General features: G+C 38.0%; 29 protein-coding genes and 1 riboswitch. Of the genes, 15 read left to right on the top strand and 14 right to left on the bottom strand.

The window, feature by feature from the left end; genetic code table 11:
• Positions 1–21 precede the first annotated feature (21 nt).
• Positions 22–89: riboswitch (Fluoride riboswitch) on the bottom strand.
• Between the two features lie 13 nt (positions 90–102).
• The gene (locus IX38_RS14695) at positions 103–972 is read right to left on the bottom strand and encodes a sugar phosphate isomerase/epimerase family protein (protein WP_034706239.1); all 870 of its coding nucleotides are present in this window, start codon (positions 970–972) and stop codon (positions 103–105) included.
• A 2-nt stretch (positions 973–974) separates the two neighbouring features.
• Positions 975–1,442: an acyl-CoA thioesterase gene (locus tag IX38_RS14700; protein WP_034706240.1), complete on the bottom strand. Its 468-nt coding sequence runs from the start codon at positions 1,440–1,442 to the stop codon at positions 975–977.
• A 121-nt stretch (positions 1,443–1,563) separates the two neighbouring features.
• Here IX38_RS14700 and IX38_RS14705 point away from each other — a divergent pair, with 121 nt between their 5' ends.
• The 3 genes from IX38_RS14705 to IX38_RS14715 all read left to right on the top strand — a co-directional run bounded on the left by IX38_RS14705 (position 1,564) and on the right by IX38_RS14715 (position 2,545).
• Entirely contained in the window at positions 1,564–1,911 is a 348-nt protein-coding gene (locus IX38_RS14705) for an arsenate reductase family protein (RefSeq protein ID WP_034706242.1), read from the top strand.
• Between the two features lie 4 nt (positions 1,912–1,915).
• Positions 1,916–2,260: a hypothetical protein gene (locus tag IX38_RS14710; RefSeq protein ID WP_034706243.1), complete on the top strand. Its 345-nt coding sequence runs from the start codon at positions 1,916–1,918 to the stop codon at positions 2,258–2,260.
• Positions 2,261–2,356: 96 nt separating this feature from the next.
• Positions 2,357–2,545 carry a hypothetical protein gene (locus IX38_RS14715; protein ID WP_131368689.1) on the top strand — a complete coding sequence of 63 codons (189 nt, stop codon included), beginning with the start codon at positions 2,357–2,359 and terminating at the stop codon, positions 2,543–2,545.
• A 59-nt stretch (positions 2,546–2,604) separates the two neighbouring features.
• On the opposite strand, the gene gcvT is transcribed toward IX38_RS14715, so the two are convergent.
• From gcvT to idi, 3 genes are read right to left on the bottom strand one after another with little or no spacing between them, the layout of a single operon-like run.
• On the bottom strand, positions 2,605–3,681 hold the full coding sequence (gene gcvT / locus IX38_RS14720; RefSeq protein WP_034706245.1) for a glycine cleavage system aminomethyltransferase GcvT: 1,077 nt from the start codon (positions 3,679–3,681) through the stop codon (positions 2,605–2,607).
• A gap of 9 nt (positions 3,682–3,690) precedes the next feature.
• Entirely contained in the window at positions 3,691–4,161 is a 471-nt protein-coding gene (locus IX38_RS14725) for a hypothetical protein (protein ID WP_034706246.1), read from the bottom strand.
• Positions 4,162–4,164: 3 nt separating this feature from the next.
• On the bottom strand, positions 4,165–4,674 hold the full coding sequence (idi, locus tag IX38_RS14730) for an isopentenyl-diphosphate Delta-isomerase (RefSeq protein ID WP_034706482.1): 510 nt from the start codon (positions 4,672–4,674) through the stop codon (positions 4,165–4,167).
• A 951-nt stretch (positions 4,675–5,625) separates the two neighbouring features.
• Here idi and IX38_RS14735 point away from each other — a divergent pair.
• Entirely contained in the window at positions 5,626–6,030 is a 405-nt protein-coding gene (locus IX38_RS14735) for an LNS2 domain-containing protein (protein ID WP_034706249.1), read from the top strand.
• A gap of 99 nt (positions 6,031–6,129) precedes the next feature.
• Complete coding sequence (locus tag IX38_RS14740; RefSeq protein ID WP_034706251.1) at positions 6,130–7,089, top strand: D-2-hydroxyacid dehydrogenase; 960 nt, start codon at positions 6,130–6,132, stop codon at positions 7,087–7,089.
• A 47-nt stretch (positions 7,090–7,136) separates the two neighbouring features.
• On the opposite strand, the gene mscL is transcribed toward IX38_RS14740, so the two are convergent.
• On the bottom strand, positions 7,137–7,517 hold the full coding sequence (mscL, locus tag IX38_RS14745) for a large conductance mechanosensitive channel protein MscL (RefSeq protein WP_034706252.1): 381 nt from the start codon (positions 7,515–7,517) through the stop codon (positions 7,137–7,139).
• A 242-nt stretch (positions 7,518–7,759) separates the two neighbouring features.
• Here mscL and IX38_RS14750 point away from each other — a divergent pair, with 242 nt between their 5' ends.
• Complete coding sequence (locus IX38_RS14750; protein ID WP_034706254.1) at positions 7,760–9,277, top strand: bifunctional ADP-dependent NAD(P)H-hydrate dehydratase/NAD(P)H-hydrate epimerase; 1,518 nt, start codon at positions 7,760–7,762, stop codon at positions 9,275–9,277.
• 56 nt (positions 9,278–9,333) lie between these two features.
• Here IX38_RS14750 and lgt read toward each other — a convergent pair whose 3' ends face one another.
• Together lgt and yidD are read right to left on the bottom strand one after the other, a co-directional pair.
• Complete coding sequence (lgt, locus tag IX38_RS14755) at positions 9,334–10,200, bottom strand: prolipoprotein diacylglyceryl transferase (RefSeq protein ID WP_034706483.1); 867 nt, start codon at positions 10,198–10,200, stop codon at positions 9,334–9,336.
• A 424-nt stretch (positions 10,201–10,624) separates the two neighbouring features.
• The gene (yidD, locus tag IX38_RS14760) at positions 10,625–10,876 is read right to left on the bottom strand and encodes a membrane protein insertion efficiency factor YidD (protein WP_034706256.1); all 252 of its coding nucleotides are present in this window, start codon (positions 10,874–10,876) and stop codon (positions 10,625–10,627) included.
• A 103-nt stretch (positions 10,877–10,979) separates the two neighbouring features.
• Between yidD and IX38_RS14765 the strand changes: the two genes are divergently transcribed.
• Entirely contained in the window at positions 10,980–12,257 is a 1,278-nt protein-coding gene (locus IX38_RS14765) for a replication-associated recombination protein A (RefSeq protein WP_034706484.1), read from the top strand.
• A 54-nt stretch (positions 12,258–12,311) separates the two neighbouring features.
• Here IX38_RS14765 and IX38_RS14770 read toward each other — a convergent pair whose 3' ends face one another.
• From IX38_RS14770 to IX38_RS14790, 5 genes are all read right to left on the bottom strand, one after another.
• Complete coding sequence (locus tag IX38_RS14770) at positions 12,312–12,752, bottom strand: hypothetical protein (RefSeq protein ID WP_034706258.1); 441 nt, start codon at positions 12,750–12,752, stop codon at positions 12,312–12,314.
• A 297-nt stretch (positions 12,753–13,049) separates the two neighbouring features.
• On the bottom strand, positions 13,050–15,257 hold the full coding sequence (locus tag IX38_RS14775) for a DUF2339 domain-containing protein (protein WP_034706261.1): 2,208 nt from the start codon (positions 15,255–15,257) through the stop codon (positions 13,050–13,052).
• Between the two features lie 102 nt (positions 15,258–15,359).
• Positions 15,360–16,067, bottom strand: a complete 708-nt coding sequence (locus tag IX38_RS14780; RefSeq protein WP_034706263.1) for a hypothetical protein — start codon at positions 16,065–16,067, stop codon at positions 15,360–15,362.
• A 366-nt stretch (positions 16,068–16,433) separates the two neighbouring features.
• Positions 16,434–17,282 carry a prephenate dehydratase gene (gene pheA / locus IX38_RS14785; RefSeq protein ID WP_034706265.1) on the bottom strand — a complete coding sequence of 283 codons (849 nt, stop codon included), beginning with the start codon at positions 17,280–17,282 and terminating at the stop codon, positions 16,434–16,436.
• A 111-nt stretch (positions 17,283–17,393) separates the two neighbouring features.
• Positions 17,394–17,804, bottom strand: a complete 411-nt coding sequence (locus IX38_RS14790; RefSeq protein ID WP_034706268.1) for an acyl-CoA thioesterase — start codon at positions 17,802–17,804, stop codon at positions 17,394–17,396.
• 136 nt (positions 17,805–17,940) lie between these two features.
• Here IX38_RS14790 and dnaA point away from each other — a divergent pair, with 136 nt between their 5' ends.
• The 5 genes from dnaA (at position 17,941) to IX38_RS14815 (ending at position 21,885) form a co-directional block, all read left to right on the top strand.
• Complete coding sequence (gene dnaA / locus IX38_RS14795; RefSeq protein WP_034706270.1) at positions 17,941–19,395, top strand: chromosomal replication initiator protein DnaA; 1,455 nt, start codon at positions 17,941–17,943, stop codon at positions 19,393–19,395.
• A gap of 130 nt (positions 19,396–19,525) precedes the next feature.
• On the top strand, positions 19,526–19,975 hold the full coding sequence (locus tag IX38_RS14800; RefSeq protein ID WP_034706272.1) for a low molecular weight protein-tyrosine-phosphatase: 450 nt from the start codon (positions 19,526–19,528) through the stop codon (positions 19,973–19,975).
• A 1-nt stretch (position 19,976) separates the two neighbouring features.
• Entirely contained in the window at positions 19,977–20,480 is a 504-nt protein-coding gene (locus IX38_RS14805; RefSeq protein ID WP_034706485.1) for a nuclear transport factor 2 family protein, read from the top strand.
• A 1-nt stretch (position 20,481) separates the two neighbouring features.
• Positions 20,482–21,180 (top strand): SAM-dependent methyltransferase, encoded by a 699-nt coding sequence (locus IX38_RS14810; RefSeq protein ID WP_034706273.1) that lies wholly within the window; start codon positions 20,482–20,484, stop codon positions 21,178–21,180.
• Between the two features lie 327 nt (positions 21,181–21,507).
• Positions 21,508–21,885 (top strand): hypothetical protein, encoded by a 378-nt coding sequence (locus IX38_RS14815; protein WP_034706274.1) that lies wholly within the window; start codon positions 21,508–21,510, stop codon positions 21,883–21,885.
• Positions 21,886–21,957: 72 nt separating this feature from the next.
• On the opposite strand, the gene IX38_RS14820 is transcribed toward IX38_RS14815, so the two are convergent.
• Positions 21,958–22,842 carry a DUF4349 domain-containing protein gene (locus IX38_RS14820; protein ID WP_034706275.1) on the bottom strand — a complete coding sequence of 295 codons (885 nt, stop codon included), beginning with the start codon at positions 22,840–22,842 and terminating at the stop codon, positions 21,958–21,960.
• 149 nt (positions 22,843–22,991) lie between these two features.
• On the opposite strand from IX38_RS14820, the gene IX38_RS14825 reads away from it, so the two are divergent.
• The 3 genes from IX38_RS14825 to IX38_RS14835 all read left to right on the top strand — a co-directional run bounded on the left by IX38_RS14825 (position 22,992) and on the right by IX38_RS14835 (position 26,343).
• The gene (locus IX38_RS14825; RefSeq protein WP_034706276.1) at positions 22,992–24,059 is read left to right on the top strand and encodes a DUF2891 domain-containing protein; all 1,068 of its coding nucleotides are present in this window, start codon (positions 22,992–22,994) and stop codon (positions 24,057–24,059) included.
• 38 nt (positions 24,060–24,097) lie between these two features.
• The gene (locus IX38_RS14830; protein WP_034706277.1) at positions 24,098–24,943 is read left to right on the top strand and encodes a helix-turn-helix domain-containing protein; all 846 of its coding nucleotides are present in this window, start codon (positions 24,098–24,100) and stop codon (positions 24,941–24,943) included.
• An 89-nt stretch (positions 24,944–25,032) separates the two neighbouring features.
• Positions 25,033–26,343 carry a TolC family protein gene (locus tag IX38_RS14835; RefSeq protein ID WP_034706278.1) on the top strand — a complete coding sequence of 437 codons (1,311 nt, stop codon included), beginning with the start codon at positions 25,033–25,035 and terminating at the stop codon, positions 26,341–26,343.
• Positions 26,344–26,356 lie beyond the last annotated feature (13 nt).

Here is a 26,356-nt window from a genome sequence, read left to right on the forward strand (position 1 = left end):
ATAAGTTATTCGTTAATAATCTCTTAATCAGGCGTCATCAGCTTCTGTAAAGCGGTTGGGTAAGGAAGAGCACCATTTCCTTTTGTCCTGCAAATATAAACATTATTTCAAAAAGAAACTGTTTTCAAGAATATACCTTTTGCTTATTTGGATACTTTCAAAAATATCTTTGTCACTTAAGTCCTGTTCTAGGAACCAATATTGAAGGCCTGCCTTTTCTTTTGCGCTGAATATTTTTTTGAAATCAATCACTCCACTTCCGATTTCTGTAAAATCTTTCGTCCCCGCTTTCATATCTTTCACATGCCATAGAGGAAAACGGCCGGGATATTTTTCAAAATAAGTCAGGGGGTCAAATCCAGCCTTTGAAATCCAGTATAAATCCAGTTCCATTTTAACCAGGTCAGGAGACGTGTTTTCTAAAATAAAATCATAGACACTTTTGTGATCTTCCATTTTTTCAAATTCAAAATCGTGGTTATGATAAGCGAACTGAATTTTTGTGCTTTGGGTTATTTCACCGGATTTTTCAAGTAATTCAGGAAGCTTTTTATAGTTTTCAATGGTTCTTTCTTCAGGAAAAAGATAAGAGCATACCATATATCTGGAACCGATAAAATGCATGTCTTCTACAGCCTTTTCAAAGCCGTACAATAAAGTTCCCTCATCCTTATGGAACATACCTGTAGTATGGTGCGAGCTAATGACTTTTAAGCCGGTTTGCTGAAGGATAGTCCTGAACTCATTTTTGTTTTTTCCGAAGAATGTACGGTTATATCCATAGATCTCCAGTTCTGTAAAACCCAACGAGGCCAGTTTTTCCAGTGCTTTCTCCGGGTTATCAGACATAGCATCCCGGATGGTATAAAGCTGAATGGCCAAAGGTTTCTTACGGCTGAGTTTAGAAATTCCACAGGAATATAAGCCCAGAAATCCTAATGATGAAAATTTAATGAAGTCTTTTCTCTGCATACTTACAAAAAGGGTTTCATTTCATCCTCAATCTGTGTTCTCAGGTTCATCAGTCGTTTTGCGTACTCTTCCTGCTGTTTTTCCTCGTCTGTTTCAGGGACCCACGCAGGGACCGGCAGCTTTTTCCCGTTTTCATCCACCGCTACAAAAACAATAATACAGTGGGTTTTCTTATCAAAAGTAGGCTGTTTTAGGTTCCTTGAAAAAACATTGATTGAGATATGCATGCTCGATTTTCCGGTATAAATAACCTGTGCGTCTACTTTTACCACTTCTCCGATCTTGATGGGCTCATAGAAACGGATTCCACCCACATAAACGGTTACTGAATAATTTCCGCTCCATGTCGTGGCGCACGCATAACCTGCCTGATCAATCCATTTCATGACGCTTCCTCCATGTACGTTTCCCCCGTAATTCACATCTGAAGGCTCTGAAATAAACTGAAAAGTGATAGGCTTGTTCTGCATCTTTATAAAATTTGAATAAAGTTATTTAATAATTTCCAGAATCTTAGATTAAATCCTACTTTTGAAAGACAAAACTTCAATGAAGAAGGAAATTTAACAAATAACAGATTTAAAAGTAACAATGAAGAAAGTATTTTATCTCAATACATGCGATACATGCAGAAAAATTTTAGCAAAATTTAACCTTACCGGCTGGGAACTCCGGGAGATCAAAAAAGAGCCGCTCACTAAAGAGGAACTGGCTGCTATGCATAAAAAAACACAATCATACGAAGCTTTATTCAATAAAAAATCCACACAGATCAAATTAAGAGAGCTGGATGTGAAATCTCTTGAAGAAAAAGATTTCGAAGAATTGCTGCTGGACCATTATACATTTTTAAAACGTCCTGTTTTTCTTACAGACAATGAAATTTTTGTAGGGAATGATAAGAAAAATCTTGAAGCTTTGAGAGAATTTTTTACGTAAGTGAATGAAATACCTGATTTCCATACTGCTTTTTATTTCTTTCAGCCTTGCGGGGCAAACGGTTTATAAAACACCTTCAGGAATGAAGTATCATCTTTCATCATGCAGAATGGTGAAAAATGTTTCATCCGGACTTGAAATAAGTGAAGCACTGGTAATTGGGCTGCAACCCTGTAAAATCTGCAATCCTCCCAAAGCATCCGTGTATGGAATTGCTTCCGGTTCTAAAAAAGTAAACGGCACAAATAAAGGAAATCAGTGCCTGGGAAGAACAAAAGCAGGGACAAGATGTAAACATTATACCCGTATTGGAAATGATTACTGTTTTCAGCATGTACCCGGGAAATAATTGTTTTTAAAGTTTTTGTGATCAATATTTTCTGATTTATTTTAATGATTTAATTATTAAATACTTATATTTAGTGTTACCAAAAAAAATATGATCATGACAACAAAATTTTTAAAAACAAAGAATCTTAACAGATCAGCATTAAAAAAAATTAATGGGGCAGGCAAGGTCCTGGTTGTAAATTGCTTTACACTTTGCGGTCCTGGAGGTGGTGTTATTTCCAACAGACCGGGAATGGGAGATGCCTGTAATCCGGACAGATCTATCTGCTGTGTCTGTTATTAACAACTAAAAAGAGACTGTAAAAACTACAGTCTCTTTTATTTGAATATCTTTTGAACATATTATACGAAAGGAGTTTTCACTACTTTTGCAGGAATGTTCTTATTTCTTACCTGGATAAAGATTTCAGAGTCAAGTTTGAAGTGAGGCTTGTCTACATAAGCCAGACCCAGACCGATCTTTTTCATTGGTGACTGTGTTCCTGATGTTACTTTACCAATCACATTTCCTTCTGCGTCCACTACAGGATAATCATGCCTTGGAACCCCTTTGTCCTGAAGCTCAAAGCCTACTAATTTCCTCGTAATACCTTCTTCTTTTTGCTTTGCAAATGTATCTTTGGAAACAAAATCCTTATCAAACTTTGTGATCCATCCTAATCCTGCTTCAATAGGCGAAGTGGTATCATCAATGTCGTTTCCGTAAAGGCAGAAGCCCTTTTCCAATCTTAAAGTATCTCTTGCGGCAAGTCCGGCAGGAATAATTCCTTCTGCTTCACCGGCATTCATGATCGCATCCCAAAGCTGTACAGCGTTTTCATTGCTGAAATAGATCTCAAAACCGCCGCTTCCCGTATAACCGGTATTCGAAATAATCACATTGTTTACTCCGGCAACGCTTCCCACCGTAAAGTTATAGTAAGGAATCTCAGAAAGATTAGTTTCCGTAAGCTTCTGTAAGATCTCCGTAGCTTTAGGCCCCTGGACAGCTAATAATGACATATCATCGGATGCATTGGTCATTTTAGCACCAAAAGTGTTGTATTTGGATATGTGGTTCCAGTCCTTATCTATATTTGATGCATTTACCACCACAAAATACTTATCGTCTTCCATTTTGTATACAATAAGGTCATCCACGATTCCTCCGTTTTCATTAGGGAGACATGAATATTGGGCTTTCCCGTTTTCCAAGGCATCTACATTATTGGTTGTAACAAACTGTAAAAGGTCTTTGGATCCCGGTCCCTCAATAAAAAACTGTCCCATGTGCGACACATCGAACAATCCTGCTTTTTCTCTTACGGCAAAATGTTCTTCCGTTACACCAGAATACTGTACAGGCATTTCAAAACCTGCAAAAGGTACGATTTTAGCGCCCAAAGAAACGTGTTTATCGTATAAGGCTGTTTTCTTCATTTTTAATTCTTATTTCTTTATTTTAAAGCTGTTGAAAGTTTCGTTAAAAAGACTCATATAATTTCCGTTCCAGAATTTCTGGCCACAGTTGATGGAAACCAGATAGAGGTTTTTGTCTTTATGGAAAGCCCTGGTCACCCAGAAAAGTTTCTCTTTTTCATCAAAATACTCGTAAGAATATTCTGTATATCCTTTTCTGCCATTGCTTTCTTTTATTTTGCTCTCCTGATCCCGGGACTTATAAAGGTCCAGAATGAATTTTTTCATTTCCGCCTTTGGAAGATTCAGATCGTGGTATTCTGAAATGGTAATGGCACCGATTTCGCTGGAAGGGAAAATGTTGACAATATCGCTGTCATTGGTAGATCTCCAGCCTTCGGGGACGTTGATAGAGTAGCCGGGACTGTCATAAACCTTTGCTTTTTGGGCAAAAAACAGACTTGCCGATAAAAAAGCGGATACCCATAATATTTTTTTCATCGCTTAAAAATGGTGTTTATATTCTTCAAGGATAATTTTAAACCACTCTGTGAAATTTTCAGGATTTTTAGTGATTTCTTTATCAAGTTCTTCCATGGAAATGAATCTTACTTCTTCCACTTCTTCCTTATTCAAATCGAAATCAGCTTCATAATTTCCTACAAACACGTGGTCGAGTTCATTTTCCCAAAGACCTCCTCCTACATCTGCTTTATAGATAAAGTAGAACTTTTCTGAAAGCTCCGTTTCAATGCCCAGTTCTTCTTTTATCCTGCGTCCGGCAGCTTGAAGATAGGTCTCATTCTCTCTTGGATGGGAGCATACTGCATTAGTCCATTTACCGGGAGAATGGTATTTTCCCGGTGCTCTTTTCTGGAGCAGCATCTCACCTTTGCTGTTGAAGAGAAATACAGAAAATGCACGGTGCAGGACACCATTGATGTGGGCCTGCTGTTTATCCATAAGACCCAGAACTTCATCTTCAGGATTTACTAAAACTACAAATTCTTCCATTTCTACAAATGTAAGCCTAATAAATGTATTTTGAAAATTTTTAGAGAACATCATATCACATACCATGAACACTGTAAAATTTACAATATGAAAAGAATCGTACAGTTAAAAGGCGATGCAAAACTGTTCTTTGATATAAAAATAATTATCTCAAAATGAATAAAGGTTTTATGCTATAATAAGATAGTATTTGCCACGAATGCACGAATAAATATCACGGGATAAAAATATTAGTGTATTCGTGGCAATATGGGTATTTACTTGAATCTTTAAAGAAATACTTCCCAGAAAAAAAATATAGAACTCACTTCCGGTATTTCCTTAATGAATGCACAAATAAATAAGTTATCACGGCATAAAAATATTAGTGTATTCGTGGCAATATGGGTATTTTACTTGAATCTTTAAAGAAATGTTTCTTAGAAAAAAAATTATAGAACTTACTTCCGGTATTTCCTTAATGAATGCACAAATAAATATCACGGGATAAAAATATTAGTGTATTCGTGGCAATATGGGTATTTAATTGAAGCTCTAAAGAAATACTTCCCAGAAAAAAAATATAGAACTCACTTCCGGTATTTCCTTAATGAATGCACAAATAAATATCACGGGATAAAAATATTAGTGTATTCATGGCAATATGAGGATTTCACCTGAAGTTAATACTTCTCAGAAAAAAAGAAATTGTAGAACTCACTTTTGATACTTAATGAATCCTCTGAGTTATTTACGGATCAGTTTGGGAGATAAACTTTAATTTCAGACCCAATGTATAAGAATTTAAATCACACTAAAAACGGAATAAAATTAACTAAAGCTAAATAAACAATAATATATTGTTTATTTTATTCATTAAATTACGCTTTTTGTGGTGTATTTTTAACATAAATCAAATTTGATATTGGCCCTAAAGGTAAAAACCGTAACTTTGCATTTCAAAATTTAAGGATGGAATTAGAATATAAAGAGCATATAAGTCCTATTCTTAAGGACGGGGTAAAAAATTATCTGATAGACATAGACGGTACCATTACAGACGATGTTCCGAACGAAGAACCGGAAAGAATGGTTACCTGCAAACCTTATCCTGATGCACTGGAAACCATCAACAAATGGTATGACGAAGGACATCAGATCTGTTTCTTCACTTCAAGAACGGAAAACCTGAAACAGATTACCATCGACTGGCTGGATAACAACGGCTTCAAATACCACAGTGTGCTCTGCGGAAAACCGAGAGGAGGAAACTATCACTGGATAGACAATCATCTGGTAAGAGCTACAAGATACAAAGGTAGGTTCACAGACCTTGTAGAAAAGCAGGTTACCATTGAAGTTTTCAAAGAAGATTAAGAAAACATATACAGAGATTTAAAAATTGAATGATAAAAGTGTACACACTGAAATTCTTTAATTTTTAAATCTTTTCACTTTTTAATATCAATTGTATTTATGAAAGTTTTAGCAAACGACGGTCTGGATCAATCTGGAATTGATGCTCTGGCTGAAAAAGGTTTTGAAGTGATCACTGCAAAAGTTCCGCAGGAGTTTTTGGCAGATTACATTAATGAGCATAAGATCCGTGCCCTGTTGGTAAGGAGTGCCACACAGGTAAGGAAAGATATTATTGACGGATGCCCGTCGATCGAGATTATCGGAAGAGGTGGTGTAGGGATGGATAATATTGATGTGGATTATGCAAGAGAAAAAGGAATCCATGTGATCAATACTCCTTCTGCTTCTTCAGAATCGGTTGCTGAACTTGTTTTTGCCCATTTATTTTCCGGCGCAAGATTCCTTCAGGATTCAAACAGAAAAATGCCTTTAGTAGGAGATACGGAATTTGCTAGTCTTAAAAAAGCATATACTGCTGGTATCGAATTAAGAGGAAAGACCATCGGAATCGTTGGGATGGGAAGAATAGGACAGGAGGTTGCCAGAATTGCGCTGGGATTAGGCATGAGAGTGATTGCGGCGGATAATAATGTAGGAAAGGCAAGCATCAAAGTGAAATTCTACAACAATCAGTTCATCAATGTAGACATAGAAACCGAACCGCTTCAGGATGTCCTGAAACATTCAGACTTCATCACGCTGCATGTTCCGGCTCAGAAGGAAGGGTATATGATCGGGAAAAATGAGTTTGACATCATGAAAGACGGTGTTGCTATTGTGAACTGTTCAAGAGGCGGTGTTATCGACGAATCTGCTCTAATTAATGCATTGGATTCAGGAAAGGTAAAATTTGCAGGATTAGATGTTTTTATCAATGAACCTACGCCTTCTAAAGAAATACTGAAACATTCAAAGATTTCCATGACGCCTCATACGGGGGCATCTACCTTAGAAGCTCAGGACAGGATCGGGCTTTCTTTGGCAGAGCAGATCTCAAGTATCTTACAGATTCAGTAATTGAACCCAATAAGAACAAAAGCACTCCGGATCGGGGTGCTTTTTATTTATATATTGTTTTTGCTTTTCAAAAGGTCTCTGATTTCTGCCAGTAATTTTTGATCTGCAGTAGGCCCGGCCGGTGCAGCCTCTTCTTTTTTAACGACTTTATTGGCCCCTTTGATGATCCAGAAAAGTACCATAGCAATACACAGAAAGCTGATCACGGCAGAAAGAAAATTTCCGTAAGTAACGCCGTTCCACGAAAGTTTTGAAATATTTTCTGCACCTGCTGCCTTCAATGCAGGATTCAGTAAAAGCGGGGTAATGACATCTTCTACCAGTGAGGAAACAATTTTGCCGAACGCCCCGCCGATGATCACACCGACAGCCAGGTCAAGTACATTGCCCTTAAAAGCAAAATCTTTAAAATCTTTAACAAATCCCATAATTTATATTTTTTAGTTAGTATACACACAAAAATATAATTTAAAAATGTAAAAACATTACTTTTCAGCGTTTTTTGCGCCATGATTATTGAATTACCAGCTGTAATTTATTTGCCTTTTACTGTGAATTTATTATTTTAATTGATATTTTACTGTTCTAATAATTTAACGCCAATTTTTACCACTACGATAAGCTGTAAAAGAAAACTTTCGTAATTTGGTTAAAATTTTGACACTATCTTATGAAAGTTTTTACCGCAGAACAAATACGCTATTGGGATCAGTTTACTATTTCGAACGAGCCTGTCTCATCCGTCCAGCTGATGGAACGAGCGTCAGAGGCGTTAGCCGGCTGGATTTCCGAAAACTGTAAAAATCACAAAAAAATGGTGATATTTTGCGGCAATGGAAATAATGGCGGCGATGGATTAGCACTGGGAAGAATACTTTATATGAAAGGATTTGATGCAGACATTTTTGTGCAAAATCCTAAAGGAAAATTTTCTGATGATGCTTCGGTAAATTTGAAAAGGCTCCGGGATCTGTCCGGAATCTCGGTCAGAGACTTCAATGAAGCCGGTCAATATAACTTTGACAACAGAACTGTCATTATTGATGCCCTGTTTGGAACCGGACTGTCACGGCCGCTTGAAGGGGCATACAAACAAGTAGTTGACTTGTTAAACCAGAAAAGCTGTATTAAAATCTCCGTTGATATTCCTTCCGGGCTGCCCGCTGATGAGATATTTGAAAAAGAACCCATCATATTTAAGACTGACTATACATTAAGCTTTCAATGCTGGAAAAAAAGCTTTCTGCATCCCGAAACAGGCCGGTATGCAGGGAAAGTAATCATCCTGGATATAGGATTGCATGCACAGTATTTAGAATCGGAAACCACTGAAAATTTTGTTATTGATGAAAAGCTTATCAGTGATATTTTTAAGCCCAGACAGGATTTCTCCCACAAAGGAACTTATGGAAAAGTGACAATTGCAGCCGGAAGCTATGGAAAAATAGGCGCAGCGGTATTGGCTACACGGTCTGCCTTAAAAACGGGTGCAGGACTTACCTTTACAATCGCTCCGGAATGTGGATATGAAATCCTACAGATCTCATGTCCCGAAGCTATGTTTATTGAAGGAGGAAGTAAAATGATTACAGATTTCGGATCAGAAGATACCACCGTTTATGGTATAGGCCCCGGCTTGGGAACTCATGAAGAGACAGAAAAAGGCTTGCTGGAATTTTTAAAAAAACATCATAATCCCGTGGTTTTAGATGCCGATGCTCTGAATATTATTTCAAAGAATCAAACAAACTTAAACCTGATTCCAAAATACTCTGTTATTACCCCGCATCCTAAAGAATTTGAAAGGTTATTCGGAAGTACGGAAAATTCTTTCGCAAGACTGAAGCTTGCCCGTGAAAAAGCAAAGGAATTCAATATTTATATGGTGTTGAAAGACCATCACACCCAGGTTGTTACCCCTGAAGGGAATATATTCTATAATATCACAGGGAATTCCGGGCTGGCAAAAGGCGGTAGCGGGGATATTCTTACCGGTATTCTTGCTTCATTGCTTGCCCAGGGCTATTCTGGAGAAAACGCATGTATCCTGGGAGTTTGGCTTCATGGGAGAGCCGCTGACCTTGCCGCTGAAAAATATTCCAAAGAATCGATGCTTCCTACGGATGTGATCAATACATTCGGAGATGTATTTGAAGAATTGAATAAAATAGCTCAGGTCAAACTGTGATAAAATAAAAAGGGCAAATTCACTGATCTGCAAATTTGCCCTTTCCGCTTTTGAAATTACTCCGGCTTTTCGTTCTCCGCCTGAGTGATTCTGAATTTTTTAGAAATAATCATGATAACAACTCCTGCAATCATAAACGGAATGGAAAGTACCTGTCCCGTATTCAGCCCCCCGATATGGATGAACTCGTCTCCCTGGGGTTCCTTCAGGAATTCTACAAAGAATCTTACAGCCCAAAGGACAATAAAGAACAGTCCGAACAGCCATCCCTGCTGATATTTTTTGTTGGTTTTTTTGTATAATATCCATAACAGTACAAATAGCAGGAAATATCCGATAGCTTCAAGAAGCTGACCGGGATATCGGGGAACTGTAGGGCCATATTCACTGCTTTGCTGTGGGAACAGAATAGCAAGAGGAGAATTGGGATCAACTGCTTTTCCTATAATCTCCGAATTGAAAAAATTTCCTATTCTTACAAATGCACCTCCCAAAGCAACTACAATCCCAATTCTGTCATATACCCAGAACGGATTCTTCTTAATGATCTTAAATGAATAATATAAGGTAGTAAAGATCAAAGCTATGGTTGCTCCATGACTTGCCAGCCCGGAGAATCCTGTAAACTTAAACCCGTTTTTAGTGCTTATCGGCAGAAATACGCTCCAGAAATCTTCTTTGAATAATTCAGGCTGATAGAAAATAACATGGCCCAATCTTGCCCCTAAAATAGTTCCGATCAGCGTCCATGTGAAAAGCGGATCCAGGTATTTTGGATTGACATTATCGGTTTTGAAGATCTTTAGCATTAAAATATAGCCCAGACCGAAAGCAAAAACGAACATTAAGCTATAGAAATGAAGCGTAACCGGGCCCAGCTGAATGCCTTTGGACGGATCCCAGATTTTAAAAGGCGTTTCCAGTGCTATACTTTCAGACCCGTTAATCGGTTTTGCTGTCTTTACGGCATATTTAAAATCAGTAATATTATCTTTTGTAGCAGGACTTTCTATCAGCTTAAAATTTTTATCGAAAAACTGATAGTGAAAGCTCTTATATTTCTCTAAGGTGGTAACACTGTAATTAAAGTAAGCCGGTTCAAAATTTGACTCATTCAGAATGACTAAAATGTTTTTATCTGTAGCCTTTTCCGGAAAAGCATTGAGGTCGCCTATTTCTGTGGTTGCATAGATCTTTACAGGAACACTGCTTTCATTGACTTTCAGGGTTCCGTCGGATAAACCTCCGGGGTAATTCTGGGCAAATGCAGATTGTGTAATGAATGCAAATACGATGAGGTAAATTCTGAAAACTAGATTACTCATTTTCTATTGATTTAATAGTTTATTACTGATTTAATTTTTTCGGTGGAACCGGGTCATAGCCGCTGCCTCCCCAAGGATGGCATTTTGAAATTCTTTTTACACCCATCCATAATCCCCGGAAAACACCATGCACCTGAAGTGCTTCCACCATATAATGAGAGCAGGTAGGTTCATAACGGCAGTTTTTGGGAAGCAGGGGCGAAATAAACCACTGGTAAAATTTTATTAAAATTACCAAAGGAAAACTGATGATTTTATTGAATGTAAGTTTCAAAACAATGCAAAAATAGGGTAAAAAAATTAAAATTAGTTTAATTTTGTTAGAAGTTTCAGGGATTCAAAGCCTGAATCCGTTTATCAAAAAAAATAAAATTATCTTGAGCCAAAATACACCATTAGCCGAAAAATTAAGACCGAAAACCCTGGATGAAGTTCTCGGGCAGGAACATCTTACCGGCGAAAAAGGCACGATCAGGAAGATGATCGAAAACGATGCACTCAACTCACTGATTCTTTGGGGACCTCCGGGTACCGGGAAAACCACGCTGGCTGAAATCATTTCAGAGCAATCAGGCCGGAAGTTTTATAAGCTTTCAGCGGTTTCTTCCGGGGTGAAAGATGTACGTGATGTGATTGAAGATGCCAAAAAGCAGAACCTGTTTTCTGGGAAATCTCCTATTTTGTTTATAGATGAGATCCACCGGTTCAATAAATCCCAGCAGGATTCGTTGTTGCATGCCGTTGAGAAAGGTTGGATCGTACTGATTGGCGCCACTACAGAAAATCCAAGCTTTGAAGTAGTGTCCGCACTTTTATCAAGAAGCCAGGTTTATATTCTGAAGGCGTTAAGCTATGAAAAGCTTGAAGAATTAGTCGATACTGCGACTCAACGATTCAATAATGATGAAGGAACCTCTTTTAAGATTGCTGAAAAAGGAGCATTTATTCAGTATTCAGGAGGAGATGCCCGCAAGCTGATCAATTCTGTTGAACTTGTTCTTAATCAATATGTGAATTCAGATAAAGAAGAAATCAATAACTCTGATGTCCTGGAGATTCTGCAGGAAACAATGGCGCTCTATGATAAAAACGGTGAGCAGCATTATGATATTATTTCTGCTTTTATAAAATCTATGCGGGGAGGTGACCCGAACGGAGCTGTTTACTGGCTGGCAAGAATGATTGCAGGAGGCGAGGACATCAAGTTTATCGCACGGAGAATGCTTATTCTTGCAGCTGAAGACATCGGACTGGCAAATCCCAATGCTTTGGTGATCGCCAATAACTGCTTCCAGGCAGTTAATGTGATAGGTAATCCGGAATCAAGGATCATTTTAAGTGAGACAGCAGTGTATCTTGCCGTATCTCCTAAAAGCAATTCGACCTATATGGCAATTAATGATGCATTGGCCCTTGTAAAACAAACTGGAAACCTTCCTGTGCCTTTACATCTCAGAAATGCTCCTACCAAGCTGATGAAAGATCTTGATTACGGTAAGGAATATAAATATGCTCATTCATACGAAGGTAATTTTGTAGACCAGGAATTTCTCCCCGAGGAAATTAAAAATGCGAAGCTTTACCAGCCGGGCAATAATGCTACAGAAAAGAAAATTTATGAAGAGCTTAAGAAAAAATGGAATAACAGATACTAAAAGCAAAAGGATACCCTGAAGGTATCCTTTCTTAATATGATATAATTTTATATTCTATTTTAAAGCGCTTGTGCTTAGGAATATCGTTTTACGTCCGTTGTGGTCTTTAACTTCTACATTGCCCATGATGTCACCATAGATTTTCATGCTGCTGTCAGAAAACTCATACCCCTCAATAAAAACCGGTGTGTTTTCAGGAAGTCCGTACTGTGAGTTCAGCTGAGCCAGAGAAACTCTGTCCAAACCTTCATAGCCGTTTTTAATTTTAAATTCCGTCAGGCCTTTTTCTGCAATGAAGCTGTATTTTTTTAAATCCTGAGGCAGTGCTGAAGGACCTTTATAAACATTTGAGCTCTGAACAACAGCTTTTCTTGCATTAAACATGCCCATTGTTCCTACAATATCATTGGCAACAGCAAACTTGACAGAAGGATTCTTCTGGGCAGATAATACTGCGGATGATAATATTAAAAAAGAATAGAGTATTTTTTTCATAACCAGACTATGTAACTGTTAAAAACTTGATAAATATAATTAATTTTTACAGAATGTGAATTAATTTTTACGATATTTTAAATATTGTTTTGAAATAACGGCTTTCAGGAAAGAAAATTATATATGGAGATTAATAAGAAAATCTGCTGATGGATTTTAGAATACAAACTGGAGGCGGAGAGAAGTCAACCATTAAGTTGGCTTTAATAATTCCATTTACAAGAAATGATAATCCAGTCATTGAATTACAAACCAAATTATCGGAGATAAATTCTTCCGGCCTTTGAAATTTGAAATTTAACCCTCTTTCTCATCCTCCTTTTTATCAACCATGTTTTTGATAATGTTTTTCAGCCTTTGGAAAGTAAAAGAACTTAGCAGCAGAATGATTCCAAGTATAATAAATGCGGTAATTCTCGAAATATTATCCATCTGCCAGACATCGTAGCTGTAAAGCTTCAGAACCATGATCCCTGTAAGCACAAAGCCGATCCTACCGTACTCCGGGATATTCTTTTTTAAGCTTGTATAAATAAAAATACTCGCAAGAACAGTCCATATAATCGGAAGGTAAAGAATGGTAAAATGTTCTTTTGTTTTATAGATAAGTGAAGTATCATTCACGGAATTCAGAATATAAGTATGGTAGAATCCACAGCTTACAGCAATAACAAGCGTTACCGAAATCACCCAGTAAGAGATCTTTGTTTTATAGAAATCCGTGTTGGAAGCTGTATTCCACAGCACATATGTAAAAGGAACCCAATGAAGAAGGTGGATCATATAGAATCCGGATGTAAGCTTTTTCTGTAAAACTGCCGTAACGACCGCTGATGCTGCAAATGAAGCATTTAAAGCAATCAGGATAAGGAGCAGATAAATAAGTCCTGTCTGGATTATACCGTCAATACCCAGTCTTCTTTTCAATACCAATAGTACAAAAATGTAATAAATGCTGAACAGCAGCCCAATACTTGTAACAGCCGGCCATGGCATATCTGAAATATGATAGATAATCTCCAGCAGAAGAGCAATATATATGATGCTGTAGCTTACAATTGTAAAAACGTTTTCAAAAAAGCCGTCTTCCGGTTTCTGGATTTTGTTGATATTTTTTAGTAAAAAAAGATTGACAACTGTTGTAGTAACAGTCACCAGGCTGGTTAAAAATACCGGATTAAATACAATGCCCATATTATCTTTGTCCAGATATTCCGACCAGGTCAGGATCTGTGCAATGATCACGAGAGGAAAGAGAACATAAAAGCATGTTTTGAAGATACTGTGTCCGCTTTTTTTCCAGATGTAAAGCAGAAGTGATGCCTCCACAGCCCAAACACTTGTAATGAGATGACTCTTGAACTGAAGAGCGACAGCTATCGTAACAAGGCTGATCGTAAGCCCAGCAAAAATAGAGTAGCTGTATCCAAAATTCTTTTTCCCGTACTCCCTTAAAAGCAGCAGTGCATTTACACCGGCAAAAAGCAGCGGGAAAATAATAACCGGTTCATAGCTTAACGTGTTGAATATATAGATTAAACCGATAATGCTGGAAAAATTAATCAGCACAAGCATTAAAGTATCCCAGGGCGAAAGTATATTTCTTTTGATATGATCCTGAAGCGCGAAAATGTAAAAAATAATATAGTTGATGATATAAAAAACAATACTGAGCAGCTCAGGCTGTCGTAAAGTCCAAAAGAAGAGGTAAATGCTGGTAAAAACAAATGAGGTCCATCCCACACTTTTCCAGTGTTTCAGAAATGCGGTCGTCAGCATGCCGACATTCAGGAGTGTAAGGTAAGTGAAAAGGAAAAGATAATTACTCTGTCCTGTACTGATCATCAAAGGAGCTGAAAATCCTCCGAGCATTGCAAAAATAATAAGCACCTCGCTTTTATAATAATAAGCCAGAGCGATAAAAACTACCGTGACAAGAGTCGTAATGATAAAAGCCGTATTCTGGCTGAACAGATGGTATTCCCGGAAAGCAATGGTAGTGGTGAAATATAAAACGGCAATTCCACCTCCCGTAATGATGGATGCAAAAACAGCATAATTCTTCCTGAGAAAATGTCCGGCCAGCATAATTCCTGCTCCTACAGCCAGGCCTATTCCAGCTCTTGCGGTTTCCCCGATCCAGTTTTTGTCTATAGCATATTTTACAAAATAACCAATTCCCAGAACAAGCGTGAAAATACCGATAATGGTCAGGATATTTTGCTTTAAAAAGTCAAAAACAGGTTCCAGCCAATCCTTTTGAGGCTGCAAAGGAAGCTGATCAGGAGTATTGGTTGTAGGGATTATGGTTTCCTGTGTCTGATGAAGTTCTGCTGGTATATCTGAAACAGGCTGTTGGTGGATAACTGTATTCTGTTGAGGCTGGTTGATTTTTAAATTCAGATCATGAACTTCTTTCTCAAGCCTCCTGATTTTATTATTAAGATTGCTGAAGATAAAAAAGATAATAACTATAATCAGTATGGTCAGAAGAAATCCACTCATTCTTTAGTTTTTATCAAATATAAATAAATGTAACAGTATAAAAAATTAATCCACCACATATTCTGTGATGGATTAACTATGCAGAGTGATTAAATTGATCTGTTAATTGGATACTTTGTAAATATAAAAAGATCCTATACTGGTGCTCAGTATTGATCCATCCAAAAGAGAAGATCCCGTAAGCCCGAATGAGATTTTATCTCCAGCCTGAAACGTATAAAGTGAATTAAGGGAGCCTTCAGAAATCGTCAAGCTTAAGAGAAGTGGAACTGTAATCCCGCTGAATACACGGTTGTCAATAAGAGTAGCTACTCCTGCTCTGTCCCTTAAGATACCTATCCCCGGCGTATTGGTAAGAACAGCTGCCTGAAGGCCTGCACCATAACGGAAAGAAAATCCTACAGCATATACACCATTAGATGGTACGGTATACGTATGATCAGTATCGGAGAATAAAGCTGCAGATCCCAATGATCTTTCAGAAGCTAAGAAGTTGACAGATCTGAATCCCGTCGGGAAAAGCCCCAGACTGATCAGGGTGAGCCCTGAGGTTTTCTTCGCTGCGTATACGGAAGAGTTGACAGCTGAATCGTAAAGTAGTTGCGGATCGGCTTTAGAAACCTGTGCAGTTCCGGTATTAACTACTAAAAGTTCATAACCCGGAAGGGTTGGGGTAACAGGTGTATCACGCACCTTCATCGTTCCATTTACATCTAATGTAGCACTTGGCGCAGATGTATTAATCCCAACTTGGGAAAATGTGGGAATAAAAGATAATCCCAGAAACAGGCTGTAAAGTTTGGTTTTCATAATTAATTTTTTAATTAGTTTTCGGGTAAGTAATGCAAAAAACACACCTTGTATTATGACATTTACATACATTTGTTGATGATAATGTAAATGTTTTAAACATAGGCTTATTATTTTAATATATAAATCTCTGTAGTAGTTTACATATCATTATTTTTTAATTGCATGAAACAAAAGTAAATTATTTATTTTAATATTTATGTATATTCATAATTAATTATTTCATCAATATTTATAATTCCCACATTAGGGACGGCTTGATCTGTAATTATTTATAGTATTTAAACCTGTTTGTTGTATCAGCTGGATAATAATCAAAAAAACACTGCCTTAAGAGCAGTGTCAATTGATTCAGGTGAATATTTTTTAACTTTCGAGAAGAAATTCTTTATAATTTCCCAGAAAATCTACTTCTGCATTGATAGATTTTAGTTCCAGTAATGCATTTCCGTGAAGTACCTCATCCCACTTTCCAACGACATTGATGAAGAAGAAATAATTGCCCAGACCTGTTTTCAGCGTTCGGGATTCAATTTTGCTGAGGTTCATTTTTCTCCAGGCAAAAACAGAAAGTACCTGGTGAAGTCCACCGGCATGATCTTCCGGAAGATTGATCAGCATACCGGATTTTTCACCCAAAACTTCAAGGCTGTCATTATGGTATTTTGTGTGATCTTTGGATATCACAATAAACCGGGTGTGGTTCTGCTCAAAATCCTGGATATTTCTGTTAACGATTTTCAGCCCGTATAAATTGGCTGCAAACTGATTGGCGACCGCTGCAATTTTGAGATCCCTATTTTCGGAAACATATTTTGCTGCAGCTGCTGTAGAAGAAAAATCCTGCCTGGTTATTTCTTTATATTGAGTGTCCAGAAAATGGAAGCTTTGCGCCAAAGCCTGCGGATGCGAGTATATTTTTTCCACTTCATCCACAGTATTCTCAGGATGGATCATCAGGTGATGGGCAATAGGCATCACGCCTTCCGCTTCAATCTTGATGGAGGGTGTTTTGTATAAATAATCCAGCGTCATAGAAACGGTTCCCTCAATAGAGTTTTCCAAAGGGACTACGGCTTTTTCGGCTTCTCCGCTTTGAACAGCATTAAAGCAGTCCAGGATATTAGCCTGTGGTAAAAGTTCTTCCCCCGGAAAAAGCTGTGTAGCGGCAAGCTGTGTGAAACTTGCATGAGGCCCCAGAAAAGCAATCTTCATAATTTATTATTTATAATTGTAAATGATATTGGAAGTGCAAAGATGCAAATTAGTTTAAAAACAACATCTTTCATGCTGTCCTTTTTCTAACCTTTACTTTCTGCTGAAGTCTTACCTCTCCCAGTTCTCCTCAATAAGCTTCATAAGAAAATCAGGACACCTTATAATTTTATTGGTTTTTGCATCTAAAAAGAACAAAGTAGTGGATGCTTCGGTGATTTTAACCTTTTCTTCGTTGAAAATTTCATACTCAAACTCTATTCTTACTCCCGGTATTTTTTTTACATACGTATGGATTTCTAATTTTTGATCATACAGCGCCGGGCGGATGTACTTAATTTTATAGTCGGAAACCGGAAGCCAAATTCCTTGGTTTTCAATTTCATCGTATGAGATTCCTATGCTTCTGAAGAGTTCTACTCTGCCAATTTCGAAGTACTGTGCATAGTTCCCGTAGTACACATATTTCATAGGGTCTGTTTCAGCATAACGTACTCTTAATGAGTGTGTTGTATGTATCATTTTTAGTCTTTAATTATACATACAAATATATTTTTAAATAATCAATACCCGCAATATTTTTTTTTGAAAAGAAAAAATTGGACCTTTGTCTCCCTTCTACAAAAAGTACTAACAAAGATTTAATCGGGGCATAAATATGGATGAAAATTTAATGATGATATGGCAGAAATGCATTCAGTTCATGCGGGATAATTTGAACGCAGCTGAAGACAATTCTGATCTTAAGAAGCTTGAAAAATCCTTCGACATGCTATTCGATAAGGTACAGCCGCTTTCGCTGGTTGCCAATAACCTTACGCTTATAGTGCCGAGCGATTTTTACAAGGAATATATTGAGGATAATTACCTGTCCCTGCTTTCTGCTGCCCTGAAGAAAAATCTTGGAAAAGGAGTGAAATTGTGGTACTCAGTAATGGAAAACAGGCCTACCGGAGAGGAAAAGCCAGTGACAATGAACATGAAGGGGAAAAGCGTTCCCACCCCGAAAATGCAGGAAACAATGCCGCAGGGATTCTCTGCCAATATTGTTAATCCTTTTGTAGTGCCAGGAATCAGAAAAGTAAATATAGATTCTAACCTGAAGTCTGACTACTCTTTCGATAATTATATAGAAGGAGAAAGTAATAAATTTGCTGCTACGGTAGCAAGATCTATTGCTAAAAGACCGGGAGCAACGGCTTTCAACCCATTATTTCTTCACGGAGGATACGGGGTTGGAAAAACACACCTGGGGCAGGCTGTAGGCCTTGAAGTGAAAAGTCAGTTTCCCGATAAAGTAGTTCTTTATCTGTCTTCTGAAAAATTCATCCAACAGTTCATTTCTGCCGCGAAAGCTCATAAACAGACTGAATTTGCCAACTTCTACCAGATGGTGGATGTTCTGATCATTGATGATATTCAGTTCCTGTCAGGTAAATCTGCCACACAGGACAGTTTCTTCCACATCTTTGACCATCTGCACCAGAACGGAAAACAGATCATCCTTACATCAGATAAGGCGCCTGCTGATATTATGGATATTCAGGAAAGAATTGTTTCCCGTTTCAAATGGGGGCTTTCTGCTGAAATCAAATCTCCGGATCTTTCCACAAGAAGACAGATCATCGTAGACAAGTTAAGCAGAGACGGAATCGTTCTTCCCGGTGATATGCTTGATTTCCTTGCGGCAGAAGCTAAGACCAATGTAAGAGAGCTTATCGGGGTAATTAACTCTGTCATTGCTTATTCTACGGTTTATAAAACAGACTTAAGCCTTGAATTGCTGAAAGATACGATCAATAAGATTGCTGCCAACCAGAAGAAAGTCATCAATATCCCTTACATTCAGGAAGTGGTGTGCGATTATTTTGGAATCAAAAAAGAACAGCTTCTTTCCAAAACCAGAAAAAGAGAAATCGCTCTTCCAAGACAATTGGCGATGTATTTCTCAAAGGAGTTAACGAATGCTACCTTTACAAAGATCGGTGAGGAAATGGGCGGAAAAGACCATTCAACGGTAATGTATGCCTGTGATACCATTAAAGATGTATCGAAAATTGATAAAGAAGTCAAAAAGTACGTTAAAGACCTTGCGGAAAGAATCAAAAAATAGAAAATAATTTAATCTGAATATTGAAATGGAGAATAGCTGTATTCTTCATTTTTTATTTAGTTTTGTTCCAGATGAAAGTTGCAAAATCTTTTAATAATTAAATCATTTAATCTTTCAATTGAAAAGTGATATGAAAATATTGATGGTCTGCCTCGGAAATATTTGCAGAAGCCCTTTAGCAGAAGGTATTATGAAGATAAAAGTTCCTGAAAGCTTTTTTGTAGACTCAGCGGGAACGATCTCCCTGCATGAAGGGGAACATCCGGATAAAAGAGCGATAAAGACAGCTGCGAACCATAATATTGATATTTCAAAACAGAAATCGAGACCGGTTACCAAGGCGGATTTTGATACTTTTGATAAGATATTCTGTATGGACATTGACGTATATGAAGATGTGATCTCAAAAGCACAGAATGAAGAACAGCGCCGGAAAGTATCATTATTTATGTCTGCATTAGGGGATCATGAAAATGCAGAAGTTCCGGATCCGTACTGGGGAGATATGAATGATTTTGAAGCGGTTTTCCAGTTGCTGGACAGAGGTTGTGATGCTATTAAGAACCAAATCCTGTCATAATATGAAGCCATTAATTCTCCTGCTTTTTTTAAGCTTTAATTTTTCTTTTGCCCAAATCCGTGATGAAACTGCGATCCGTAAACTGATGGATGAATTCATGCAGTGCATCAGGACCCGGGATGAAGCCAGATTTTCTTCTTTATTTCAGGAACCTGTGCTTTGGACCGGAATTTATACCGACAGGACCCAGGCAAAACGTCTGGAAAAAGATCCTAAGGCAGAATATTATTTTACGGATGATTATAAAGCCTTTATCAGAAGTTTTAAAGATGATAAATCTGAAGAAAGATTTGACAATATCAAAATCATTGAAGATGGAGCAATAGCTTCTGCCAGCTTCGATTACAGCTTCTGGTACGACGGAAAAATGGAGAACTGGGGAAAAGAGATCTGGACCCTGATGAAGATCCACGGAACATGGAAAATTACTTCGGTGACCTTCTCCATGGATCTCGCGAAATATTTCCCTCAGCCTTCACTTAAAGAAAGAACTAAAAAACAATAAAATGCTTTTTTTACTCCCAGCCTATTTATCAGAAAACACTTCTATTACTCATTTTTCACCTGTTCTGAAAGATTATATCATGCAGACGGATTATTTCTTTGTAGAAAATGAAAAAACCGCCAGAAAGGTTATTAAATTCTTTGCTCCCGAAAAGAAACAGTCTGATCTGAAACTGTTTTTATTGGACAAATACACGGAAAATGCTGATATTAAAGAAGCCCAGAGCCTGATGCTGCAGGGACAGGACTTCGGACTGCTTTCTGAGGCGGGCCTTCCATGCATCGCAGATCCCGGAAACCTGATTGTGAAATGGTGTCACGAGAAAAATATCAGGGTGATTCCTGTTTCAGGACCTTCATCCATCATTCTTGCTTTGATTTCGAGTGGATTTAATGGGCAGGAATTTACTTTTCATGGATATCTTCCGATAGATAAAGGAGAAAAGAAAAAACAGATCCAGCGCCTGGAAAGCCTGGTACAGCAAACCGGATATTCCCAGATCTTTATGGAAACCCCTTACAGAAATAATCCGCTTTTTGAAGACCTGACCAAGTTTTTATCACCGAATACCAAGCTTTGCATCGCAGCCAATATCAACGATCCGGAGCATGAATTCATTCAGACAAAAACCATCAACGACTGGAAAAAAGCTAAACCGGAGCTTCACAAAATTCCTGCGGTATTTGTCCTGGGGAAATAGTTTCTCTGACATCATTGTGAACCATAAAGCAATCCCTACAGTAATTTTTCTATATTGTAGAGATTGTTTTGTTGCATTATTGAGTCTTACATTTTCTTTACTCAAGCGTTTTTACTCTCGCAGATTTAGCAGATCAAGCAGATCCTTTTGCATAATTATTATAAATCTGCCCGATCTGCTAAATCTGCGAGATAAATAAATCATTTATCTCAATTTCCTACTGCCATTCGTAATAGGGCTCTACCCATGAAAAACATTTAACAGCCCTTAACATGCCCTTTGCATCATTCTTGCTCTATACAGTTTATAACACCAAAAAAATAAATTATGTCTGACAAGAAATTAGCAGGACTTTGGATCGATACGGAAAAAGCAGTGGTTGTAAAAAACCATGATGCTCAGAATGCATTTATGTTTTTCCTTTGTAGTCCGGTTAAAGCAGAAATACAGCATGGAAACTCAAGTGAAAATGCCGCCAATAATGCCGAACGTACCAACAAGGTAAAGTTCTTTAAAGAAATAGAACACCTTCTGACCAATTCTCAGGAAGTCTATATTACAGGCCCCGGAACCATTCAGGAGGAACTTAAAAAATATCTTCATGATACCGCCCAATTTAAAAATTTGACGATAACATTGGATACGGCACAAAAAATGTCGGACGAGGAGGTGTTAGAGACCGTAAAAGGTTTTTATAATTCTTAAATCATTGATCATGCAATAAAAATCCGGATATCAGCAATGGTATCCGGATTTTTATATCTATTCAAAGGTATATTATTTTTTTGTTCTTCCCGGTTTCCATTTTCTCCATAAGAAGAAGATGACAGGAATAATAAGTAAGAATGGCCATAAAGAAATAATTCCCAGCAGAAAACTCATAAAACTGTTCCAGCCCTCTGTCACAGAATCTGCAAAGCGGCTTCCAAAACCGATCTTTGAAGTTGCAGAGCTTCTCACTTTCTCTTTATATAAACTCAGATTAAGAGTGCTGTATTTCACACGGTCATCAATGACGCGGAGCCTGCCTTCAGCAACATCAATTTCATCTTCCAGTTCGCGGATGGTTTCCTGAATTTCAATCATATCTTTCGTGGTAGAAGCACTTCGGAGCATATCGCGGTATTTCTCGAGATAGATCTTTTTATTGGTTAATTTAATAGAAACATCAGTGTATTCTTCAGTAACATCATCGGACGAAATATTTTTGGACAAGACTGAACCCACACCATCAGAAAATGAATTGACCAATGCATCAAAATTTTTATGCGGTACACGGATAACAAGATCCAGATTATCATCCATATCTGTATTCTGGAACTGCTCATTTTGGATATAAGCATCATTCTTCTTCAGAATATCTCCAACCTGATTCTGGGCTTTTTTAATATCCCCAACCTGGATTTTCATGTTCCCGTTTTTAATGATCTTTTTAGCAATAGTGTCGATCTTCTTTGGAGCTATGGAAGGTTGAGGCGATTTATTTTCTTCCGGTAGTAATTTTTCAGTAATAGTATTCGGAGGAGCAACCATCTCATATTCAGCGACAGCGACAGCTTTATCAGCAGATGCTGCCGGAGAGGAATTAACAGCTTCCGGTTCGGATTTCTTGCATCCGCTCATCAAAAGAACCAGGCATAAAGGTAGAAATAATTTGGTCATACATATTTTTCTTGAATCTTATCAAAAATTATGCTTAAATCTCCATTTTGTTATAAATTGATATGATTTGTTAGAAATGATTGGGATTTATTTATTTTTAATAGGTTTGAAAACAGTATGAAATCTAAATTATTTTCTATTTTTAATGAATGAAAAAAAGTCTTTTAGCATTCGTGTTTTCTCCATTTTTAATATACGCCCAGGAAGTCCCGAAACTTACCGATGAAATGGCAGCTAAACTATTGGAAAAGCCGCTTCACTGCATCAGCCAGGAATATCCAAATAAAACGGCACACATCATCAATAATGCCGGCGAAGTTACTTTGACGCCAAAAGATCTTCACCCAAGCTTTTACGGCTGTTTCGACTGGCACAGTTCCGTTCACGGACACTGGATGTTGGTAAGGCTTCTGAAAACTAAACCCAATCTGGCTAATGCAAAAGAGATTGAAAAGATTCTTGACCATTCGTTAAGTAAAGAAAATCTGAAGGCTGAGGCCGATTATTTCACAAAATATCAGCTTACAACCACTTTTGAAAGAACCTATGGCTGGGCCTGGCTGCTGAAGCTTGATGAAGAGCTGACAACATGGAATCATCCCAAAGCTAAGATCTGGCACGAGAACATAAAACCTCTTACCGATCAGATTTTGAAATCTTGGAAAGTCTATCTTCCGAAACAGACGTATCCGAACAGAACCGGAGTTCACCCGAATACAGCCTTTGGCCTGGCCTTCGCCATCGATTGGGCGGTCGCAAATCATGATAAGGAATTCGAGAACCAGCTGAAAGAAAAAGCAAAATATTTTTATGGAAAAGATGAGAAAACGCCTGCTTACCTGGAACCTGACGGATCAGACTTCTTTTCGCCCAGCCTTGAAATTGCAGATCTGATGAGAAGAGTACTGCCGCAAAAAGAATTTGTCCTGTGGCTGAACAGTTTTTATGAGAAAAGAAGTTTGGAGAATATTGAAAAAATCCCTGTTGTAAGTGATCTTAGCGATTATCAGACCGTTCACCTGGTTGGGCTTTCTTTCTCCAAGGCATGGTGCATGAAAGGAATATCAAAGGCTCTTCCGGAGGGCCATCCATTAAAAAAAGATTTTAAGAAAACGGCAGATGTATTTCTGGCTAACGGACTTCCTTTATTGTTTCAGGGGAACTATGGCGGAGACCACTGGCTGGCGAGTTTTGCGGTTTATTCCCTGGAAGATTAAAGGTTGTAAGCACAGAATATATTGGCTACATTTGTGTTATGTCAGCCTTAGAAAAATTTGGTGTTGAAATTTTTACCCAGCATAATATTTTCGAGAGAATTTCTGCGGATAAACCTTTCCGTCCGGAAAATCCTGCTTTTATCTTTATTAAATCGGGTACTATAAAGCTCCGTCAGCATTTCAGCGATCTGGAGCTTTCCGCCAATATGTTTATGGTGACCGACCCGCAGACAGTGTATGAAATGGTTTCCGTAAGTGGTGATTTCCAGTCGAGGATGGTATCTTACAAAAGAGAATTTATTTCTGCACTGTCACTGAAATTCAACAGGCTGATTACCTACCGCTATTTCCGCCAGCAGATGAACAAAGGTGTTCCTTTTCCTGAAAATGAAATGGAGGTAGTCTGGAAAAGCGTCAATTTCCTTAAATATATCCTGGATTCGGATACGGAAATGCTCTATCAAAAAGAGATGGTAGAACATCTTTTCTCTGTTTTCTGCTATCAGATGGCGGGAATTATTTCCAAGGAGGATAATAATTTCATGAACCAGATGTCCAGGCAGGAAGAGATCGTTTTTGTATTTCTGACGGATCTTGCGGAACATCATCTCACAGAAAAAACCGTTGAGTTTTATGCCGAACGGCAGTCAGTTACAACCAGACATCTTTCCTCGGTAGTGAAATCCATTACCGGAAAATCTGCCAGCCAGATCATTGCTTTAATTGTGATGAATGAGGCAAAAGTGCTTTTGAACTCCTCCAATAAACCTGTTGCGGAGATTTCTTCAATCCTGGGTTTTAGCGATCAGTATGCTTTTTCCCACTTTTTCAAAAAGCATCTTGAACTGAGCCCGAGACAGTACAGACATCAGTTCGAAAGCTAAAATCTTACATTTGAACATCTTTTTCCAAAATTCAAACATTTGTTTGAATTCGTTGATGCTATAACTTTGCCTTCGTAAAACAAGGTAAAATGACAAATAACATAAAAACAGCACTGTCAATCGTGATAGCTCTATTCCCTGCGCTGTTTTTTTCTCAACAGATCAAACAGATGACCGCAGGTGAAGCTGCCGATATGGCCGTGAAAAACCACCAGCAGTTGAAAGTGGCTGCTCAGAATATTGATATTGCAAAACAGAATACAAATATTGCAAAACTTCAAAAGCTTCCCAATATTACAGCTTCTACAAGCCAGTTCTATTTAGGAGACGCTGTAGCCATAGATAAAGATTTTTCAAACTCAACCAATATTCCAATGCCTCATTACGGAAGCTCATATGCTGTACAGGCAACCCAGCTGATCTTTAAAGGAGGTTTGGTGAACAAGTCCATTGAAATGGCAGGCCTTCGTGAGCAGCTTTCAGAATTGGATCTGGAAAAAAACAAGCTTGATGTGAAATTTCTCGTGATTTCCAATTATCTGGATGTCTACAAAATGGTCAATCAGGAAACTGTTTTTCAAAATAACAAAAAACTGGCTCAGGAACGGCTGAAAAATATCCAGAAGTTCTACCAGCAGGGCATGGTAACCCGTAACGAGGTCATCCGTGGAGAACTGGCCATTAAAAATCTGGATCAGGGAATTCTGACCCTTACAAACAATAAAAAGATTCTTAATTATAATTTGAATATCGCATTAGGACTTCCTTCCGATACAGAGATCGTTCCCGTTGAAAGCCTGGAGGATAAAGAATCCGGTATCGGTATGGATTACTATATGGATCTTGCCCACGACAGCAATCCTCAGCTGAAATCGGCAAAGAAAAACATTGATGTTGCTGATAAAAACATAGAGATCATTAAAACGGATCAGCTGCCTACACTTTCCGGATTCGGAGGATATACTTTACAGCGTCCGGTTACGACAAGAAATCCTGTTTTGGATATGTATTCAGGAGGATGGCAGGCAGGCGTTTCACTGAGCTATAATATTGATAATTTATATAAAACAAAAGAAAAAGTAAAGCTTGGTGAACTGCAGAAAACACAGGCAGGTGATGCCGTGACACTGGTTCAGCAGAACGTAGATATGGCAGTAAATGCAGCTTATGTAAAGTATCAGGAATCTATTCAGCAAGCCGACATTCTTAATGATTCAAAGAGACTGGCAGAAGAAAACTACAAGATCACAGAAGCCAAGTATTTAAACCAACTGGCGGTACAGGCTGAAATGATAGATGCGCAGAATCAGAAGCTCCAGTCGGAACTGGATTATGCCAATGCAGAGATCAATGTACTGTATCAATATTATAACCTGCTGAAAGCTGCAGGGACGCTTTAATTTTAAAACTGAA

Origin of the sequence: Chryseobacterium luteum, assembly GCF_000737785.1 — a bacterium.
Taxonomy (GTDB): domain Bacteria; phylum Bacteroidota; class Bacteroidia; order Flavobacteriales; family Weeksellaceae; genus Chryseobacterium; species Chryseobacterium luteum.

What these genes read in the sequence shown, in the direction of transcription:
- IX38_RS14815 (WP_034706274.1), top strand. Translation starts at nt 21,508, where the DNA reads ATGTCTGACAAGAAATTAGCAGGACTTTGGATCGATACGGAAAAAGCA.
- IX38_RS14705 (WP_034706242.1), top strand. Translation starts at nt 1,564, where the DNA reads ATGAAGAAAGTATTTTATCTCAATACATGCGATACATGCAGAAAAATT.
- IX38_RS14835 (WP_034706278.1), top strand. Translation starts at nt 25,033, where the DNA reads ATGACAAATAACATAAAAACAGCACTGTCAATCGTGATAGCTCTATTC.
- IX38_RS14780 (WP_034706263.1), bottom strand. Translation starts at nt 16,067, where the DNA reads ATGAAAACCAAACTTTACAGCCTGTTTCTGGGATTATCTTTTATTCCC.
- dnaA (WP_034706270.1), top strand. Translation starts at nt 17,941, where the DNA reads ATGGATGAAAATTTAATGATGATATGGCAGAAATGCATTCAGTTCATG.
- IX38_RS14805 (WP_034706485.1), top strand. Translation starts at nt 19,977, where the DNA reads ATGAAGCCATTAATTCTCCTGCTTTTTTTAAGCTTTAATTTTTCTTTT.
- pheA (WP_034706265.1), bottom strand. Translation starts at nt 17,282, where the DNA reads ATGAAGATTGCTTTTCTGGGGCCTCATGCAAGTTTCACACAGCTTGCC.
- IX38_RS14790 (WP_034706268.1), bottom strand. Translation starts at nt 17,804, where the DNA reads ATGATACATACAACACACTCATTAAGAGTACGTTATGCTGAAACAGAC.
- mscL (WP_034706252.1), bottom strand. Translation starts at nt 7,517, where the DNA reads ATGGGATTTGTTAAAGATTTTAAAGATTTTGCTTTTAAGGGCAATGTA.
- IX38_RS14750 (WP_034706254.1), top strand. Translation starts at nt 7,760, where the DNA reads ATGAAAGTTTTTACCGCAGAACAAATACGCTATTGGGATCAGTTTACT.
- IX38_RS14820 (WP_034706275.1), bottom strand. Translation starts at nt 22,842, where the DNA reads ATGACCAAATTATTTCTACCTTTATGCCTGGTTCTTTTGATGAGCGGA.
- IX38_RS14740 (WP_034706251.1), top strand. Translation starts at nt 6,130, where the DNA reads ATGAAAGTTTTAGCAAACGACGGTCTGGATCAATCTGGAATTGATGCT.
- IX38_RS14830 (WP_034706277.1), top strand. Translation starts at nt 24,098, where the DNA reads ATGTCAGCCTTAGAAAAATTTGGTGTTGAAATTTTTACCCAGCATAAT.
- IX38_RS14735 (WP_034706249.1), top strand. Translation starts at nt 5,626, where the DNA reads ATGGAATTAGAATATAAAGAGCATATAAGTCCTATTCTTAAGGACGGG.
- IX38_RS14700 (WP_034706240.1), bottom strand. Translation starts at nt 1,442, where the DNA reads ATGCAGAACAAGCCTATCACTTTTCAGTTTATTTCAGAGCCTTCAGAT.
- IX38_RS14770 (WP_034706258.1), bottom strand. Translation starts at nt 12,752, where the DNA reads ATGAAAAAAATACTCTATTCTTTTTTAATATTATCATCCGCAGTATTA.
- IX38_RS14725 (WP_034706246.1), bottom strand. Translation starts at nt 4,161, where the DNA reads ATGAAAAAAATATTATGGGTATCCGCTTTTTTATCGGCAAGTCTGTTT.
- IX38_RS14775 (WP_034706261.1), bottom strand. Translation starts at nt 15,257, where the DNA reads ATGAGTGGATTTCTTCTGACCATACTGATTATAGTTATTATCTTTTTT.
- idi (WP_034706482.1), bottom strand. Translation starts at nt 4,674, where the DNA reads ATGGAAGAATTTGTAGTTTTAGTAAATCCTGAAGATGAAGTTCTGGGT.
- IX38_RS14695 (WP_034706239.1), bottom strand. Translation starts at nt 972, where the DNA reads ATGCAGAGAAAAGACTTCATTAAATTTTCATCATTAGGATTTCTGGGC.
- IX38_RS14715 (WP_131368689.1), top strand. Translation starts at nt 2,357, where the DNA reads ATGACAACAAAATTTTTAAAAACAAAGAATCTTAACAGATCAGCATTA.
- IX38_RS14710 (WP_034706243.1), top strand. Translation starts at nt 1,916, where the DNA reads ATGAAATACCTGATTTCCATACTGCTTTTTATTTCTTTCAGCCTTGCG.
- IX38_RS14800 (WP_034706272.1), top strand. Translation starts at nt 19,526, where the DNA reads ATGAAAATATTGATGGTCTGCCTCGGAAATATTTGCAGAAGCCCTTTA.
- IX38_RS14825 (WP_034706276.1), top strand. Translation starts at nt 22,992, where the DNA reads ATGAAAAAAAGTCTTTTAGCATTCGTGTTTTCTCCATTTTTAATATAC.
- gcvT (WP_034706245.1), bottom strand. Translation starts at nt 3,681, where the DNA reads ATGAAGAAAACAGCCTTATACGATAAACACGTTTCTTTGGGCGCTAAA.
- IX38_RS14810 (WP_034706273.1), top strand. Translation starts at nt 20,482, where the DNA reads ATGCTTTTTTTACTCCCAGCCTATTTATCAGAAAACACTTCTATTACT.